14 protein-coding genes are annotated in these 17518 nt (G+C 45.6%); 2 read left to right on the top strand and 12 right to left on the bottom strand.

What is annotated here, in order from left to right:
• Positions 1–31 precede the first annotated feature (31 nt).
• Positions 32–3505 (bottom strand): BadF/BadG/BcrA/BcrD ATPase family protein, encoded by a 3474-nt coding sequence (locus tag PaeBR_RS13000; protein ID WP_410511013.1) that lies wholly within the window; start codon positions 3503–3505, stop codon positions 32–34.
• A 147-nt stretch (positions 3506–3652) separates the two neighbouring features.
• On the opposite strand from PaeBR_RS13000, the gene cls reads away from it, so the two are divergent.
• Positions 3653–5065: a cardiolipin synthase gene (gene cls / locus PaeBR_RS12995; protein WP_410511012.1), complete on the top strand. Its 1413-nt coding sequence runs from the start codon at positions 3653–3655 to the stop codon at positions 5063–5065.
• Between the two features lie 22 nt (positions 5066–5087).
• Here cls and rfbG read toward each other — a convergent pair whose 3' ends face one another.
• From rfbG to PaeBR_RS12955, 8 genes are read right to left on the bottom strand one after another with little or no spacing between them, the layout of a single operon-like run.
• Positions 5088–6173, bottom strand: a complete 1086-nt coding sequence (gene rfbG, locus PaeBR_RS12990) for a CDP-glucose 4,6-dehydratase (RefSeq protein ID WP_410511011.1) — start codon at positions 6171–6173, stop codon at positions 5088–5090.
• Between the two features lie 31 nt (positions 6174–6204).
• The gene (gene rfbF / locus PaeBR_RS12985; RefSeq protein ID WP_410515173.1) at positions 6205–6978 is read right to left on the bottom strand and encodes a glucose-1-phosphate cytidylyltransferase; all 774 of its coding nucleotides are present in this window, start codon (positions 6976–6978) and stop codon (positions 6205–6207) included.
• Positions 6978–8321, bottom strand: a complete 1344-nt coding sequence (rfbH, locus tag PaeBR_RS12980) for a lipopolysaccharide biosynthesis protein RfbH (RefSeq protein WP_410511010.1) — start codon at positions 8319–8321, stop codon at positions 6978–6980. Before rfbH ends, rfbF begins: the two co-directional genes overlap by 1 nt.
• Entirely contained in the window at positions 8314–8667 is a 354-nt protein-coding gene (locus PaeBR_RS12975; RefSeq protein ID WP_410511009.1) for a hypothetical protein, read from the bottom strand. Before PaeBR_RS12975 ends, rfbH begins: the two co-directional genes overlap by 8 nt.
• Positions 8621–9019 (bottom strand): sugar phosphate nucleotidyltransferase, encoded by a 399-nt coding sequence (locus PaeBR_RS12970; protein ID WP_410511008.1) that lies wholly within the window; start codon positions 9017–9019, stop codon positions 8621–8623. Before PaeBR_RS12970 ends, PaeBR_RS12975 begins: the two co-directional genes overlap by 47 nt.
• 23 nt (positions 9020–9042) lie before the next feature.
• Positions 9043–10803 carry a thiamine pyrophosphate-binding protein gene (locus tag PaeBR_RS12965; RefSeq protein WP_410511007.1) on the bottom strand — a complete coding sequence of 587 codons (1761 nt, stop codon included), beginning with the start codon at positions 10801–10803 and terminating at the stop codon, positions 9043–9045.
• 21 nt (positions 10804–10824) lie between these two features.
• On the bottom strand, positions 10825–11007 hold the full coding sequence (locus PaeBR_RS12960) for a hypothetical protein (RefSeq protein ID WP_410511006.1): 183 nt from the start codon (positions 11005–11007) through the stop codon (positions 10825–10827).
• Positions 11008–11035: 28 nt separating this feature from the next.
• Entirely contained in the window at positions 11036–11371 is a 336-nt protein-coding gene (locus tag PaeBR_RS12955) for an NAD-dependent epimerase/dehydratase family protein (RefSeq protein WP_410511005.1), read from the bottom strand.
• A 192-nt stretch (positions 11372–11563) separates the two neighbouring features.
• On the opposite strand from PaeBR_RS12955, the gene PaeBR_RS12950 reads away from it, so the two are divergent.
• A complete protein-coding gene (locus PaeBR_RS12950) occupies positions 11564–12298 on the top strand; it encodes a DUF6385 domain-containing protein (RefSeq protein ID WP_410511004.1) in 735 nt (244 codons plus the stop codon).
• A gap of 190 nt (positions 12299–12488) precedes the next feature.
• Here the strand turns inward: PaeBR_RS12950 and PaeBR_RS12945 are convergent, their stop codons facing one another.
• The 3 genes from PaeBR_RS12945 to PaeBR_RS12935 all read right to left on the bottom strand — a co-directional run bounded on the left by PaeBR_RS12945 (position 12489) and on the right by PaeBR_RS12935 (position 17506).
• Complete coding sequence (locus PaeBR_RS12945) at positions 12489–13271, bottom strand: glycosyltransferase (RefSeq protein ID WP_410511003.1); 783 nt, start codon at positions 13269–13271, stop codon at positions 12489–12491.
• A gap of 207 nt (positions 13272–13478) precedes the next feature.
• Entirely contained in the window at positions 13479–16181 is a 2703-nt protein-coding gene (locus PaeBR_RS12940; protein ID WP_410511002.1) for an AAA family ATPase, read from the bottom strand.
• Positions 16181–17506: a glycosyltransferase family 2 protein gene (locus PaeBR_RS12935; protein WP_410511001.1), complete on the bottom strand. Its 1326-nt coding sequence runs from the start codon at positions 17504–17506 to the stop codon at positions 16181–16183. The genes PaeBR_RS12940 and PaeBR_RS12935 overlap by 1 nt, the downstream gene beginning before the upstream one ends.
• Positions 17507–17518 lie beyond the last annotated feature (12 nt).

The following is a 17518-nucleotide window of genomic DNA, read 5'->3' as shown; positions in this document are numbered from 1 at the left end:
ATCGATTTACTCCTTCGTTTGGTTAAATAATTTAAATAACTTCAGCATCTTCGTCTTGTTTGCCGCCCTGCAATTCAGCGCATTTTTGCTCCAGGCGCTGCTGCAGCTCCGCTTTTTTGCGGGCCAAATCCTGCAGACGCTCTTCATGAAGCCCCAGACTGTGAGCATACGTATTGACCCTGATTTTGATCGAACCGCTCGGTTTGTTGGCATCGATGTCATGCAACGCCGAGTACGGGGTGCCCACGGCCGAAATAATCGAATCGATCAACCCGTAGGTGGGTGCATCATGTCCGCATTTGAAGCTGGACAAGTCCAGCACTGCCACATGGGAATGACGCGCGGCAAACTTGGCCGCCCACACTTTTTGCACGCTGTTGGAACTGAAATTTTCCGGCCATACATCGCTGACTTCAAGCGCTTGTTCCACCCGCCCGCTCTTCAGGTCTTCACTGAAAAAGCGGTGCAGCCACGCCTCGTCTTTGGGAATGGAACGCATGGACAGAATAGGGTAGCCGAGTACCTGGAATTGTTCAAGCACGCCGTGATTCAGGCCCGGATCGGAATGGTAGGGGCGCCCGATCATCAGAATAGCGAGGCGATTTTCATGCTCGACCTGCTCCAGGATTATGCGCCCCTTCTCTTGCATTTCCGCATCGAACAACTCCATCGCTCTCAAGCCCTGCTCTACGGCAAAGTCGCTTTCATCCTCCGTAATCTGCAAATGTTCAACAAACACTTCATACAATTGCTTCTTCATCATGTTCGGTTCGGTGAACGTTACCGCCGGATCCAGATAAGCAATTCCTCTCGACTCGAAGAAATTCACTTCTTTGGTAAAAGCGGCCTTGATCACATTCGGGGCGCCAGCCACAATAGGGCAACTGGACGAATCCATTACATTTTGCAGGTGAGTCGGAATATGGGTGACGCACGGAAAGAAAATGTAATCCAGCGTTTTTTGCTCATGGTGCTTAAACAGCAGGTTGTGAACATGAGCCTGAGCCACCTTCGAAGGGTAGCATGGATCGATAGAGCCGTATTTGCCACCTTCCTGCCACATTTCCTCGCTTGTATGATCGCTAAACACGATGTTGCGCCCATCGATGCCGAGCGTTTCGAAATATGTCCGCCAAAAAGGGGCAGTGGACCAAATATGTAATACCCGGGGAATCCCGATACGGATCCGGTTGCGCCGCTTCATGGCCTCAGAGGAAGAACGCGCAAACTGACGCTGGTTTGGTTTTGTACGCCTTCCGCTTAGTCCAAGCCAACCGCGTTTCAGCTGGACATCATCCATCGACATCTCGGGTTCGGGAAGTCGCTCCGCATCGTAGAAATGCTGAAACATGCGATGTGCCTCGTATTCCACGAGATTGGGATAGTGTTTTTTCAGTTCCTGCCGCTCTCTTGTTAATTTGATGACCGCTGCCTTGTCTTCCACTGTTCCCTTTTCGCAGGAGAAACCGGAAATGTATCGGGCAGTTTGCCCGTTCGGTGTCTCGGAATCAATAAAGGTACGGCTGCAGTGGTTGGGACAAAACTGGCAGCGGGTCGATTCGTCGTTACGGCTTACATAACGTAAATCAATTGCGGTATCCAGTCCTAAAAAGATGGAATACCCCCGCCGCTTCACCATGCGCAATGCTTCCATGGCTGCGCCAATCGCACCCGCTTCTCCCGGATGCGGATGAACGTATATTTCGGCATCGGGAACCCGCTGTTTGATATAATCGACCTGTGCCTTGACCGCAGCCAAGTTATATTGGGTCCCGCCCTGCAGGACGTACTTGCGGCCAAGTTCAGCCATACGCGGAATCTGCACTACATATTGCCATATATTCTTTGGCAAAACCAGAGCGAGTCCGGCGAGCAATTCCTCTTTGGAATACCCCTCCTTCTGAAAATTCACCCGATCCGCGTCCAGGAATACCGCACAGCCATAGGAAAATTTAGGGCTCAGATCTGCGCTGAAAGCCGTATCCGCATACTCTTGAACCGGAATACCGAACTGATCCGCCATCGCCTGCAGCAGCATCCCGTTCCCGGCGGAACATTGGTTGGACAGCTTGAAGTTACGGATATCCCTGTTTTTCAGAAAAAGAACTTTGATGTCCTGCCCCCCGATATCGCAGATCACATCGATGTCGCCGAATTGGTGAACAGCGCTCATCATATGCGCGACGGTCTCCACAATGTTGATGTCCGCCTTTAATGTTTTTTCCAAAACATCCGCGGCATACCCCGTGGCGCCAAAACCGATAATCTCCAAATCGGCCCCCTGCCCCTTCACCTTATCCCGGATCCGCGTCAACATTTCTTTCGTATCTTCAAGCGGATTTCCTTTGGAAAGCTGGTATTCTTTAAGCAGGATAGCTCCTTGATCATCAATCAGAACGGCCTTGGATGAAGTGGAACCGCCGTCAAGACCGATCACTGCTCTCACCTTCTGCCCCGGGGTGAAGCTTGCGGGCGTATATCTGGGGATGCTGTAATTACGGCGAAACTGTTCCAGTTCATCCTCGGTGTTAACCAGCGGCGGACCCGCTTTCTCGCTCAGTTTGGCTTTACGGCCGTGGGCAATAAATTCCTTCAGCCCTTTCAATCCCAGGTACTCACCAACATTAATCGGTTCGTGCATCCCGTACAGGACGGCTCCATAGGCTGCATAATACTGCGAATGGTCAGGAACAAAAATCAAGTCCTCGACGGGCCTATCTTTCGGATAATCATATTCCCGTTCCTGCCAAGTCTGAGGGATCCGCCTCTGCCAGCATTCCTGCAGGAAGGTTAAGTAGGTATTCGGTCCTCCCAGCAACAGAACACGGTGCCGCAGTGTATTGCCGCGGGTGAGGACGGAAAGATTCTGCATGACGATGGCATCCGCCAGCGAACACATGATTTCTGTGGAAGGGATTCCGCTTTTAACGAGATTAACAATATCCGTTTCGGCAAATACCCCACACTTTGCGGCCACATGGTGCAATTTCGAAGCGTCAAAGTGCAGTTTTCCCACATCATCCATAGGCATCCCTACTTTGATCAGACACTTGTCAATCATGGCGCCGGTGCCTGATGCACATTTGTCATTCATAGAGGTGTATGCTTGCTTATGGCCCGTTTGCTCGTTTTCCTTAAAAATGATGATCTTTGCATCCTGTCCCCCAAGTTCGATTACGCTCCCGACATCGGGATGAAGATGCTCTACAGCCATGGTAACCGCATTAACTTCCTGTACGAATTTCGCTCCGATATGCGGAGCAATAGGGCCGCTGCCGGAACCCGTCACAAAGACGCGAACGTTTTCCTGTTTGATGTCCGGAAATTCGTTCCCAATGGCAACTAACATTTCCAACACCTTCTCCGCCTGCTTCGTATGATGACGCTGATAGTCCGACCAAAGGATTTGCTTGCTTTCCGGATTCACCAACGTGGCCTTGACAGTCGTTGAGCCTACATCAATGCCAATAATAAGAGAATCCCGACCTTGAATTATGTGACTCATAACATTACTCCTTATTCCAATTCAAATCCTGTTTAGCTTATACAAAAGATGCAACATTTATCATACTTGGATTTTTTGGAGTATAGAGGGTAAAAATAGCCTGCAACGCTCCATACATCAAACGCATTTGAAAGGGAGATTGAACCATTGCTTTGGATCATACTGGCTTTCTCGTTATTGATCATCCAAATCATTACCATTATCATCACCGAATATCGTCGCCCGGACAAAGCGGTAGCTTGGCTAATGATCTTGTTTATGATCCCGTTGATTGGTTTTCTGGGGTATTATTTTATAGCGAAAGAATATTCCCGCCACCGCATCCCTCGCCAGAAAGAATATAGTCGGGAATCGTTCAAGGCAGACCTCATTGATCGATGCAACCAGCGAATACCGAAAAATAGACTTGCGGAAACGGTTTCGAAAAATAATAAATTCCATACTTTACTCCAAAATAAACTGACCATCCCCATCACCGCTTGCAATGAAACGACGGTATACACCGAAGCAGAACAAGCCTTTGAAGCGATTCTGGAGTCGATTGCCGTGGCCAAGCATCATATTCATATTGAGTTTTACATTATCCGGGATGACGATTTCGGTACCCGATTTGAGCAGTTGTTGATCCGAAAAGTGCAGGAAGGGGTTAACGTGCGGCTTCTATATGACGGGATTGGCAGCCGTCGCTTGGGAAAGGCTAATGTGAGACGCTTGCAGCATGCCGGCGTGGAAACCGGGTGCTTTTCCCCTCCATTACCCGCTTTTTTTAATAGGCGGCTCAATTACCGTAATCATCGTAAAATCGTAGTCATCGACGGGAAAATCGGTTTTTTTGGCGGTTTGAATATCGGAGACGAGTACTTGGGGAAAGATCCCACTTTGGGTTACTGGCGGGACACTCATTTCAGCATGAAGGGAGATGCTGTACTGTGGATTCAGTATACCTTTTTGACCGATTGGTATATGGTTAAAGGGAAATTACTCACCGACCCAACTTTTTTTCCGGTTCAGGACAGTCAAGGAAGAGAATTTGTTCAAATCGTGAAGAGCGGTCCGGATGAAACCATCCAGGAGCTTATTTTCTCCCTTATCGTTTCGGCAAAGAAGCGAATTTATATGGAGACGCCTTACTTCATTCCCGACCCCGGTGTCCTGTTGGCAATAAAAACGGCCGTCATGGGTGGTGTAGATGTTCGCATCATCATTCCTTGCGTCCCTGACAAAAAACTTGTTTACAACAGCACTTTATCCTATGTACAAGAATTGCTGCAGGTAGGGGTACGGTTTTATTGCTATCAAAAAGGATTCCTCCATGCTAAAGTATTGATTTCAGATGACTTGGCCTGCTCCGGCAGTACTAATATGGATATGCGAAGCTTTTGTGACCAATTCGAGATGAACGCAGTTTTTTTTGACAGGAAGATCGTGAACCGTCTGGTACAAGATTTTTTCACGGATCTTAACGTAAGCGAAGAGATTTTACTATCAGAATTCAAAAAGCGGTCAACCCTGCAAAAAATGAATGAAGTTTTCGCCAGGCTGCTCTCACCTTTATTTTAGGATCATATATAACTTTTTATAATTATGTGGATTTCTCCCCCATATATTCTTTGATTTGCTTGATAGAGGATTTGACCATATTCTCATTCTTTATCCAACTCTGTGTCCACTCCACCACTTTATCCAACGTCTCGCTAATGTTCCATTGAGGCTTCCAACCTAAGCGTAACTTTGCTTTCGAGCAGTCCAGCCGAAGCATACGAGCTTCATGTAGATGGTCCGCCGGGAGTTGCGTTTGATACGTTGCTTCACCGCCCCATTTGGCGCAAAGCATTCCAACCACCTGTTCAACCGAGTAGACTTCGCTTTCATCAGGTCCGAAATTCCATGCTTCGGCATAAGTTTCCCCACCTGTCACCAGCTTTTCCGCAAGATGCAAGTATCCACCTAACGGTTCCAAAACATGCTGCCACGGGCGGACAGATGAGGGATTCCGAATTTGTATTGATTCTCCTTTGATAATGGCTGCAATACAATCAGGAAGCAGACGGTCTTCCGCCCAGTCCCCCCCGCCGATCACATTTCCTGCCCTTACGGATGCTACCGCCAACCCTTTTGCCCCAGAAAAAAAAGAAGCACGATAAGCTGTCGTTAACAATTCGGAGCATGCTTTACTATTGGAATACGGATCCTGACCGCCAAGAACATCATTCTCTCTATAAGCCCAATCCCATTCCTTATTATCATAACATTTATCCGTAGTAACATTAATCACTGCCTTTATTGAATTTCCTTCGGCTAAGGAACAGCGAACAGCTTCAAATAAATGCACGGTGCCGAGCACGTTGGTTTCATAGGTTTCGCGAGGGTTCACGTACGATTTTCTGACAATCGGCTGAGCAGCCATATGAATAACGATGTCCGGTTTAGCAGATTGTACGGCAAGACATAAGGCGTCAAGGTTTCGTATATCGTTATAGGTTACACTAGCAAGCCGGCTCTCAACTTGACAGACTTCGTACAGGCTGGGAATAGTCGGCGGTTTCAGTGCATACCCATAAACTTCAGCACCCATGTATTCAAGCCACAAAGATAACCATGCTCCCTTAAAGCCCGTATGGCCTGTGACAAATACTTTTTTTTCCTTCCAGAATGCCGTGTTCAGCATGTTCCAATCCCCAGTCTCTTTGGCAAATAAACTACTCCCACATTTTCCATGGTGCTTTCCCGGTTTTCCATATTTCCTCTAAAATATTTTTATCTCTTAATGTATCCATGGGATGCCAAAATCCTGAATGCTTAAAAGCCATCATTTGGTCATCCTTTACTAATTTCTCCAAAGGCTCTTGTTCCAGAACGGTATGATCCCCTTCCAGATAATTAAAAAATTCCGGCTCCATTACAAAAAATCCGCCACTGATCCAAGAACCGTCTCCTCTTGGTTTCTCCCTGAAACATTTAACACGGTTATCTTGCGTAAGTTGTAATGATCCAAATCTGCCGAGCGGTTGTGTTGCCGTCACAGTTGCTACTTTACCATGCTCACGATGAAAGCGAAGTAGTTCGGAAATGTCAATATCAGCCACTCCGTCACCATAAGTAAGCATGAACGTTTCATTACCGATATAGGGTTGAATCCGCTTGACTCTCCCCCCCGTCATCGTTTCCTTCCCCGTGTGCACCAAAGTAACTTTCCAGGGCTCAATGGCGTTATTATGAATAATTCGCTGATTTTGTTTCAAATCAAACGTAATATCGGAATGATTGAACACATAATGATTGAAATATTCGACAATACTGCGTCCCATATAACCCAGACAAATAATAAAATCATTGAATCCGTGAGCGGAATACATTTTCATAATGTGCCACAGAATAGGCTGGGACCCGATTTCAACCATAGGCTTTGGTTTTATCTGTGTCTCTTCACTAATCCGCGTACCAAGTCCCCCAGCTAAGATGACCACTTTCATCATGACTTCTCCCTTTTGAACGCCTGATAGCAAACTCCGATGACATAATTCAGCATCTCTTCGTTTAAGCCAGGGTATATGCCAATCCAAAACGTATCATGCATAATGCGATCGGTATTTGTCAATTCGCCTACGATACGGTAGTTCACATGCCGGTAAGCTGGTTGATGAAGCAGATTTCCAGCAAAAAGCAAGCGTGTAGCGATGCGGTGCGATTCCAGAAAAGCGACCAATTGATTTCTGGTTAGCAGCGAATCAGACCGTACTGTGATGGGAAAGCCGAACCAGCTTGGTTCGCTGTTTAACGTCGGCTCCGGCAGCACCAGCACATCCTGCAGAAGTTCTAGTCCTTCTCGCAAATAGTGAAAGTTAAGTTTGCGCTGCTTAATAAAAGCAGGAAGCTTCTTAAATTGCGCTACACCAATAGCAGCCTGCATATCTGTCAGCTTTAGATTGTAGCCAATATGGCTATACGTATATTTATGATCATAACCGTGCGGGAGTTCTCCCAGTTTCCAATCGAACCTTTTACCGCAGGTGTTGTCTTTACCAGGTTCGCACCAGCAATCCCGTCCCCAATCCCGAAACGACTCGACTAGCTTTCTAAGCAGGGGATTTGAGGTCAGTACGGCTCCGCCTTCTCCCATCGTAATATGGTGGGCAGGATAGAAGCTGACTGTTGCCAAATCCCCGAAAGAACCAACCTGCTCCCCCCGAAATTCCGAGCCTACGGCATCACAGGTATCCTCAATTAGCCATAAATTATATTTACGTGCAATGCGCAATACCTCATCCAGATCAAACGGATTACCTAGTGTATGTGCAATCATAATTGCTTTTGTGCGATGACTGACCGCTGACTCCAGAAGCGCTGTATCTATGTTATATGTGGACATGTTTACGTCCAAAAAAACAGGAACTAGCCCGTTTTGCAGTATCGGATTCACCGTCGTTGGGAAACCCGCCGCTACGGTAATCACTTCATCTCCGGGTTTTAGCTGTCTATTACCTAATTCAGGAGAGGTAAGGGAGGAAAGCGCAAGCAGGTTCGCACTTGATCCGGAATTGGTTAATATCGCGTAGCGAGTCCCCATAAAGCGAGCAAATTCAGCTTCAAATCGGTGGGCATACCGTCCCGAGGTCAGTACAAAATCAAGCGAGGAATCAAGCAGATGAACGAGCTCTTCCTCATCAAACACCTTCCCCGAAACCGGAACATAATCCTGGTTCGGACGGAATTTCCGTTTGACCCAATTAAGGTTATAATATTGCCTAGATAGCTCCAAAATCTGATCCCTCAGTTCTTTAGCGGATTGAGCCATACGGTGATCTCCTTCATTCATATTGTTTAAAATGTTCAAGCAAGCTCTTTATTTCCTGCTCATTATCCTTGTGACAGACAAGGACGGCATCGTCCGTAACGACAATAATGAGCTGCTCCACCCCTATCGTTCCAACAAATGTCCGTTCGCTATATACGGTGCACTCCTTTGAATGCAGCAGCTTGTGATCGCCTACGATTACGTTGGATTGTTCGTCCCGAGGTATCCATCTATCCAGCGCTGACCAACTTCCTAGGTCATCCCATTGAAAAGTGACCGGGATTAGATAAGTAACAGGCAGCTTCTCAAGAACCCCGTATTCAATTGAAATACTTGGAAGTTCCTTGTATACCTGTCGTTTTACCATTTCCAGATGAATTGTACCCTGCTCTGACGCAGGCCATAATACCGCTGTTCCAATAATAGTGGGGCTTGCTTACCCAGCTTTGTGCCGTATTCGCATCCGGCTTTTCAGTGAATTTTTCGACTAAGCATACATCTTCGAAGGTGTCCCCGTGTATTTTAATATATCCGTAAGCAGTTTCTGGTCTTGTTGGTTTAATGCCTAGCGTCACGACACACCTTTCTTTTCTAGCCTGAAGATAAGCTTTATTCACGGCTTCACGGAATTCATCGTCCCCTTCGATATAGTGGTCAGCCGGCAGTGTAATGAGAACTGGATCTTGATGATGACGAAGAAAATGAGCGGCAGCAAGCAAAGCTTACTTCGTAAGTATTGTCTTCAATCCTCCAGCAAATCGATCAGCATTTCCTTTTGCAGCACATCGCGATCCAATTGCGGTGACATATCCTCAATCGGTTTATTAACTACCAGCTTCGGTTGAACAACGGAACGCGGATCCAAAGGAACATGGACGAGCACCGGCCCTTTATAAGCAAGGGCCTTCATGATGATTCCTTCTGCTTGATCCAGATTGGGGATTTGGTATGTTCGAAAGCCGTAGGCCTTGGAAATTCTGACTAGATTAGGACAACTGTATCCGATGAGTGAAGATTGCTGTCTGCCTTGGAAATAAACGTCCTGAAATTGTCTCACCATCCCCAGGTTGTAGTTATTCATGACGAATATTTTAATCGGCAGCTTGTGGTGTTTAATCGTTTCCAATTCCTGAATGTTGACCTGTATTCCCCCGTCTCCCGCAATGACGACCGTTTGCTGCCCAGGATTTGCTTTCGCTGCACCAATGGCTGCAGGCAAAGCGAATCCCATGGCACCCATTCCGCCCGCATTCAATAACCGCTGTCCTTGCTTGATTTGAAAGGATTGGCTCGCCCACATCTGATGCTGACCCACATCCAGACAGATGGCCTGGTTCGGCCCACAGTGTTCGGAAAGCAGTTGTATGAAATGGTTCGGGTCAATAGCTCGGGTATCTATGCTGGGTGAAGCGGAGGGATAACGGTCGCGGTACCCGTTGATTATTTCATACCAACTTGATAAATCTAGTGTTCCTAAATGTGGAACCAACTCGCATAATCTACTAAGGAAATGCGTCACACTACCATGAAGAGCAATATCCGTTCGCACCTTCGCATTCAGTTCATTCCTATCGATATCAACGTGGATGATTTTCGCCGCCCGGGCAAACGTATCGGGTCTGCTTCCCGTTTGTCTTGTATCCAATCTAGAGCCAAGTACGAACAGCAGGTCACAATTGGCAAGCGCCAAATTGCTATAACGGTTGCCATAGGAACCAATTAACCCAAAGAAGGCAGGGTTATCATGCGAAATAGCATCAAGCCCCATAAGCGATGATACGACTGGAATTCCCGTTTTCTTGACTAAATGGAGTAATTCCCCATGAGCACCTGCTGTTCGAATGCCGCCACCGACAAGAATAAGCGGTCGTTCGGCTTTTTTTATGAGTAAGATTATTTCTTCAAATGTTTTTTCTTCCCAATCTTGTATACCTCCCTGTTCACATATCCAATTAGGGGTAAAGCCTTCAAGCTCTTCCGGCTCAATCTCCGCTCGTTGAATATTCATCGGAATATCAAGCAGCACCGGTCCGGGCCTTCCTGATTGTGCTAGGTATACCGCCTTCTCTAGGTGATAACGAATCATATGCGGATCTACGACTAGCTCCGCGTATTTAGTAATAGGCTTGACGATGCTTACAATATCTGTTTCCTGAAACCCAATCTGGCGAAGAGGCTTATTAAACTTATACTCGTAGGTATTTACTTGACCAGTAATAAATAAGGTGGGAACCGAATCAAAATAGCAAGAACCGATACCCGTGATTAAATTTAAAGCTCCTGGCCCGCTAGTTGCCATTGCAACACCCAGGTTGCCATTGATTCTGGCATATCCCTCTGCGGCAAATGCTGCTGCTTGTTCATGATGAACAGATACACAATGAATATCCTTTCTATCATAGGTCGAATCTAGAAGGTGCGTAATCGCTCCGCCAACCATTTCGAATATATGGGAAACGCCCTGTCTGACAATAAAATCAATGACATAATCAGAAAGCTTCATTTTTTGCTTACCACCTTTAACTCAAGGATAGTCATGGATCTGTTGTTCAAACCATTTCACGGTATCTGAGATTCCATCATAGAGAGAGGGAGAAGGCAGCCATAATAATTCATTTTTGGCTTTGCTGATATTGGCAGCCCATGTGGTTGATTCATGTAAAGGAATGTGAACATCTCCCCAGATCGGATCCACTGTTGTCCCCATGATTTCACAAATGAGAGAAACGATCTCTTTAACCGGTGTTTGTTTTTTCACATGCGCTCAGCAAGTTAATAGTACCCAATAAATTTGTATGGATGATAAAATCGGCATGGTTTTGAAATGAAAAGCCGCCGTAAGCTGCACAATGGCCGATCACATCGGGCTTTATACGGAGTACGGCCTGTTCTACATCAGAGAAACAACTCAAGTCTACGTGATGTTCTGTCAGCAAACCGTCCAAATGACGAATCCTCCATCTGCTCGATTGATTCCGTGTGAAAATATGCACCTCAAAACCCATGGCAAGCAAGGTCTGAGCAAGATGAAAACCGACAAAACCTGATGCACCCGTGACTAACGCTCTCATTTATGTTTTCCTCGCAATCGGGGTACTATGGTGCATTTTATTCAACTCATTCTCATCCTGTAACGTTTTTCGCCTAATAAATTGAAATAATGGGTTTTCGCATAATCAATACCTCCAATCACCTACATACAATACAATAAGTATATTAAGGCGGTGAGATAAGGTTTGAATGAATCTGCCACTCGGAAGAAAATGAAACCTATAACATATATCCCATTTACAAACAAAGGTAAGCCGCAGTTTACGAAAAAATTAAGGGTAGATACCATGACGATACGTAATACATTGCGGTCTAACCTTTCCTTAGCTAGATCTTTCTATGGCGTGGTCGTTCCTTTATCGGATCATAGGAAGCTTGCCGAGACAAAAGTTGCAGTTTCTATTAGCAAGTCAGCAATAAAATGCCCGGTTAAACCAACCAAACATTGTGCAACAAAAAAAAGGGTGCTCTGTCCTCCTAAAAAGAGAAAACACCGCAGAAAACATACCCTAAATAAACATATCAAGAAAAAATTAATGATTTATCATAAAATAAAAGCAATTCAGGTAAGGACTCTCGAATTCATTGAACAGAGTTTTAAAGGACTAACGGCGGATAATGAATTTCTATATCTGCCACCACAGGATACCTCTCTCTCAACGAACATCATGTACATGATCCAAAATCTAAGTCATGATGCAACCTTGGAAATTCAGGTTGAAGTCAGTCCTGACGAAATCAATTATTATTTGGATACGTCTGGAATCAAAATCAAGCCAAACAGCAACTATGTCACCACCCCATCGCGTTTTGCCAAATTTACAAGGGTTTCTTTCAGAACGTTAGAGAAAGACCTACAAGCAAATGTTGACGTTTATTACCAAACGCAAACTCAACCCCAAATTACGCAGCAAAAAAACTGTAAAAAAGCGATAATTCCCCACTGATTCTAGGCGATTCATTTGGAATTCCGACTGTTGAACTGGTTGTCATTGGTAGCCGGAAGCGGAAGGGGCTTGGCGGAGGCGGAGGCGTCCGCCGCGGTCGCAACTGAGAATTCCAGCTTCACGCTGGAATCTGTGAACCACCTAGTATTACTTCGGGAGTCTACAAAGTAATTACGGTTCATCCTTCGTTTTAATCTGCAAGCCCCATTTTCCGAAAAATATCTACAAATCTTTGCTTATACGAATGTTCTTCCACTGCCCGCATGTGTCCTGCGGCGGCAATACGTTTTCTTTCCTCTTCGTGAAGTAAGTAATATTGAATCTTCTCTATCAATTCCTTAACATCGCGATATGTCTCTATTTCTTTTCCAAATTCGTAGTAGGAAGCAAGCTCCGGGTTATAGCCGCTCATCAATAACCCCCCGCATCCCGGAACCTCGAAATCCCGCGCTTTAATTTGTAAGAGGTCTGCGGAGGAACACCTGCTTAAATTGAGATTGATCTTGGTTTGATTAAAGATCTTTACCATCTCTTCCAGAGATACTCTCCCCGTAGACCAGCCGCTTCCCCACACATGTACCCCAATTCCCGTATCGACCAATTGCTGCAATATTTCGACACGGTTCCCGTGAGGCATCCCAACAAAGGAAACATCATATATTTTCTCGACATTTATTTTTCGATGAATGCCCGGATTGAAGCCCCATTGCGAATGTATGACGTTCGAATAACCAAGCTGGTGATACTGCTGGATAGCCCCTGCATAGGTGGTGACCATCCAATTAAAATGCTGAGCCCATGAACTAGAATAAGCGAAGCGCCAATGATCGTCTGCACATAAATTAAAGGTAACGGTATCTGTTCGATGGCTTATTTCATTGATGATCATCGGGTCAAATTGATTTTCAGAAAGAATAGTAAAGAGCACGTCCGGCTTTTCCTTGTGAACCAGTTCGAGCAGCATGGCGTTCATCTTCTCTTTTCCGAATTCATGTAAAAGCACGTCATAATGAAAAGGGACAAGTCGGTGTCCCATCCGGTGCAGCTGGTCATATAGAACCATTTCCAAACTATATCCTCTAGCAGGGTCCCCGTAATCATAAAGCATATTCGCAAAAACAATCTTTAATGGATTCAAACGCATCACACCCCTTATATGGATAGATTACATTCGCTTGGCTTACCTTTGCTTATGCAAGAAAGCTATATCCGCCAAAAGTATCTTTTTTTCGCTATCATAACGATGATATGCCGCAAAGTCGTCCGCCTTTCTCAATTCGGCATAATTTAATGCTTCCTCTACGATATTGCGTGTTAGCCTTCCATTCCCGAAAAATGTATCCCGGTCCAGATATATGTCTTCATAATATCGACATAACATTTCTTCCGCTTCCTCAGTTACAACATAGTTATGATAGTTGATTAATCTTTTCGTCATCTCCAGTAATTCGTCTGGTTCATAGTCATCGAAATAAAGAGTCTGGGAGAATCTGGATTGAAGCCCCGGGTTGCTTTGCATAAATGTCTGCATTTTTTGCGTATACCCCGCTGCAATGACAATGAACTCGCCTCTTCGATCCTCCATTTGCTTGACCAGCAGATCTATTGCAACTTGGCCGTAATCTTCTTTTAATTCCTCGGACCTCAGTGTGTAAGCTTCATCGATAAACAATACCCCGCCTAATGCTTCGCTTATTAGATTCGTCGTTTTTTGTTCAGTATGACCAACCCATGGACTAATAAAATGCTCTCTTGATGTTTCCACCAAGTGACCTTTTGACAAAATTCCGAGGGCCGCATAAATTTCGCTGAACAGCCTGGCTACCGTCGTCTTCCCTGTTCCAGGATTGCCAAGAAATAAAAAATGGGGATACATAAATGGGGTACTTTGACCAGACTCTTTAAAATACCGGCTAAGTTTCACAAGTTCGTTTGCATTTTTCTTGATTTCCTTGAGGCCTACCATATTCTGAAGCTCTTGTAATGCCTTGTTTAAACGGGGCTCATCAATAGGAATGGAAACCTTTTTATGCAATCGGGGAGGTCGAAGAGCGGACATGTCCTCGGGTAAAAGGGTAGTCATTACTTCCCTTGTTCGCTTGTCTCTTGGTAATTTTGCAGAGCGCCGGGCATGAGCCATCTTCACCTTTTCCAAACAGTTACGAACCAAGCGGGCATTGCCAAAAGAATAATCACGCTTTCGGTATTGCTCCATAAAATAATGATGTAGTAAGGCTTCAAAGTCGGAACTCAGGATATATTCCTCGCTTAAGGCCATATGACGGGCGATCAGGAGCAGTTCATCCGGTGTGTAGTCTGGAAAAACAATCGTCTGCTTAAACCTCTCCCTTAGACCGGGGTTGATGTCAATCAAGGTTTTCATCTCTTGCGGATAACCTGCGGCAACGACTACGAATTGACCTGAAAGATCCTCCATTCGTTTCAATATCACTTCGATTGCTTCCTTACCGAAATCTTGCCCCGAATCTGATTTCGCCAACGTATAAGCTTCATCAATGAATAAGATGCCACCCAAAGCCGATTGAATCGCTCGCTCTGTTTTCATCGCCGTTTGACCCACATATTCTGCGATTAAACCAGAACGGTCGACTTCCACAACATGCCCCTTTTCTAATAGGCCCATGGATTTAAACAGCTTACCTAACAAGCGGGCAACTGTCGTTTTCCCTGTTCCGGGGTTGCCAACAAAAAGCATGTGCAGCGTCAGAGATTCGGCCGGTTTTATGCCTAGGCGCTGACGGTCCTTTACAAAGTCAATATAATCAACTAGATCTAGAATGGATTGTTTAATGGAGTCCATGGCCACAAATCCCTCAAGCTCTTGAAGCAGCATCGCTAAGCTCTTACGGTCTTCCATTCCGGTAAATGACGACGGAATGACAGTAGACGAGATAAGTACGTTACTTCGATCGTTGATCACACAATTCACCAATTGCGGATGGCCGTCTTGAATCCATAGTCCTTGACCGGCATGGCCGTAGATCCCGCAGTCCTCCAGAATTCCTAAGCCACTATCCGCAATGAGCAAACCGAGTTGTTTCCCTTCGAAAATTTGGCAGCGCCTTAATTGGGGATTCGCCTCTCTCTTAATGGCTACATTCAGCATCTCGTTTCCATATATCTTACAATCCTCTAAGAGGCCCTGTCCGCGTTCTGTTGCGTATATCCCAGCATCGTGACCATCGAAAATTCGACATTTGGTAAGCTTAGGATTGCCTTCGTGAATAATCGCTAAGCCCGCTTTAGCGTTGGCATAAATATCACAGGATTCGAAACTCCCTCTGCCTTCGTCATCGACCAATACGCCAGCATTTCCTCCACCATAAATCCGGCACCTTCGAAAAACGGGATCACCTCCGCGTTCGATCACCACATTGGCTGACTTCTGAGAACAGATGTCGCAATCCACGAACAGCCCTTGACCGCCGTCAAACACATGGACTCCCGCATCTTGTCCAGAATGAATTTTACAACGTTTGATGACGGGATCCCCTTCGTGGCAAATGCCCAATACAGGTCCTGCCGTCGATGACATTTCACATTGTTCAAGAATAGGGGAACCCTTCGTGATATAAACCGCACCGAATTCCCCTTCGCCTTCATAATTGATCATCATGTTTTCAATCGACGCAAAATCAGTTTTAATCTCAAGGCTGTAGGAATCTGTCCCGATCAATATCACTTGACCCGGAGTACCGATTCCAATGATTTTCACTTGTTTGTCAATGAGGATATTTTCCCTGTAAGTACCTGGGTATACAATGATCGTATCTCCCGGTTCCGCAGCAAGGACCGCCTCCGTGAGGGTCCTAAAATCCGCTTCTTGAACGGTAGAAACGGTGATCATATGGGTTGTAGCCATTAGTTGAGCTCCGCTAAAGGGAGGAAATGCTCGCCTTCAACTAGTCCAGATCGAATCAAAGCATACCTATGGTTTCTCATGTTGACATCGGAGGCGAGAATGGCAAACGTATCCGAGAAATCTATTTGGAGATCCGTTGTGATCGGAATGCCCATGAAGGAATCCGCTCCTTGATCTTGCTGCTCTGTCTGAACAATCCGAGATACACGCTGTTTCAATTCTGGAAAAGCCTCTAGAAAACATCCCGCCAATCCCCCATCCCCCAGAACGTGAAGCTGTTTGTTGGATTCCCTCATTTTTTTTTCCAAATTGTAGAGTTGATGGCGAAATGCAATGCCATGATGATAGAGATGAGCATAGGCTCTGCTTTCATTCTGTGATTGCATGTAGTTAACGATTTCAACAGGGGTTTTCCTGAATATAAGCAGATCCTGCAAGCGGGTCAGCACCCTCTCCCTATCTTCTCCCTCATAATCGCGTAACTGGGGATCCATCCTTAGCAAATCAAGCAGGCCTTGAAGGGCAATATGGTAAGCTTGCTTCTCTATGGCTTCCTTCACTCTTATCATCATTGCCATATGCAAATAATTACTCAGTACATTTTTCAGTTCCACAGATAGTGCAGAAAAATAGGGAAGCTGTTCAAGCGCCTTAAACCGCATAAATTCCCATCCATTCATCTGGGAAGCGATCGTCGTTTCGCTTCCATCGTGCAGGGTGTGATTAACGAGAGGCTCGGCAATAGCAAAAGTATCAAAATAATACACCGTCTTCATCATAAAATCGACATCGCAAATATGGGAATCGATCAGCAGCCCTGTATAAGGCAAAATCTCCTTTTTGATCATCCATTCGCTGGGAAGTCCGAAGCTGTGAATGTTCATGCACTCCCTGGCGGTACTGAAGCCTTTGGTCCGCAGCAGATCGAACGGCTGAGATAAGAATTTCTCCGAATTAAATGTGAAGCAGCAGGTAATGATTCCCGCACTCGGTTGGTTTATCGCGGCATCGTGAAAACGTTGTAATGCCTCCGTTGTAAGCAGAAAATCATCAGAGTGAAGAAATTTAATATATTTCCCTTTCGCCTCAAGCAGGCAGAGGTTATGATTTGCTGCGGCTCCGATGTTCCACTTATTGACAATAAAGCGGATCCGATCGTCATGAAATGAAGCAACTACTGCTTCCGTATGATCGGTGGAATGGTTATCCACGATAACAAGTTCAAAGTCTTGAAAGCTTTGCCCAAGAACGCTGCGGATACAATCTGCAAGCCGATCAGCCCTGTTGTAAGTAGGTATGCAGACTGACATGAACGGTGTTTCCATAATAACTTCCCC

Source organism: Paenibacillus sp. BR2-3, from assembly GCF_046529485.1.
Lineage (GTDB): Bacteria > Bacillota > Bacilli > Paenibacillales > Paenibacillaceae > Paenibacillus_AQ.
The sequence above is the reverse complement of the archived record's forward strand: the minus strand, read 5'-3'. Positions and strand labels throughout refer to the sequence as shown.

What these genes read in the sequence shown, in the direction of transcription:
- PaeBR_RS12975 (WP_410511009.1), bottom strand. Translation starts at nt 8,667, where the DNA reads ATGGTAAAACGACAGGTATACAAGGAACTTCCAAGTATTTCAATTGAA.
- PaeBR_RS12935 (WP_410511001.1), bottom strand. Translation starts at nt 17,506, where the DNA reads ATGGAAACACCGTTCATGTCAGTCTGCATACCTACTTACAACAGGGCT.
- PaeBR_RS13000 (WP_410511013.1), bottom strand. Translation starts at nt 3,505, where the DNA reads ATGAGTCACATAATTCAAGGTCGGGATTCTCTTATTATTGGCATTGAT.
- PaeBR_RS12950 (WP_410511004.1), top strand. Translation starts at nt 11,564, where the DNA reads ATGAAACCTATAACATATATCCCATTTACAAACAAAGGTAAGCCGCAG.
- PaeBR_RS12955 (WP_410511005.1), bottom strand. Translation starts at nt 11,371, where the DNA reads ATGAGAGCGTTAGTCACGGGTGCATCAGGTTTTGTCGGTTTTCATCTT.
- rfbF (WP_410515173.1), bottom strand. Translation starts at nt 6,978, where the DNA reads ATGAAAGTGGTCATCTTAGCTGGGGGACTTGGTACGCGGATTAGTGAA.
- PaeBR_RS12945 (WP_410511003.1), bottom strand. Translation starts at nt 13,271, where the DNA reads ATGAACGCCATGCTGCTCGAACTGGTTCACAAGGAAAAGCCGGACGTG.
- PaeBR_RS12965 (WP_410511007.1), bottom strand. Translation starts at nt 10,803, where the DNA reads ATGAAGCTTTCTGATTATGTCATTGATTTTATTGTCAGACAGGGCGTT.
- PaeBR_RS12940 (WP_410511002.1), bottom strand. Translation starts at nt 16,181, where the DNA reads ATGGCTACAACCCATATGATCACCGTTTCTACCGTTCAAGAAGCGGAT.
- rfbG (WP_410511011.1), bottom strand. Translation starts at nt 6,173, where the DNA reads ATGCTGAACACGGCATTCTGGAAGGAAAAAAAAGTATTTGTCACAGGC.
- rfbH (WP_410511010.1), bottom strand. Translation starts at nt 8,321, where the DNA reads ATGAATGAAGGAGATCACCGTATGGCTCAATCCGCTAAAGAACTGAGG.
- PaeBR_RS12960 (WP_410511006.1), bottom strand. Translation starts at nt 11,007, where the DNA reads ATGGGGACAACAGTGGATCCGATCTGGGGAGATGTTCACATTCCTTTA.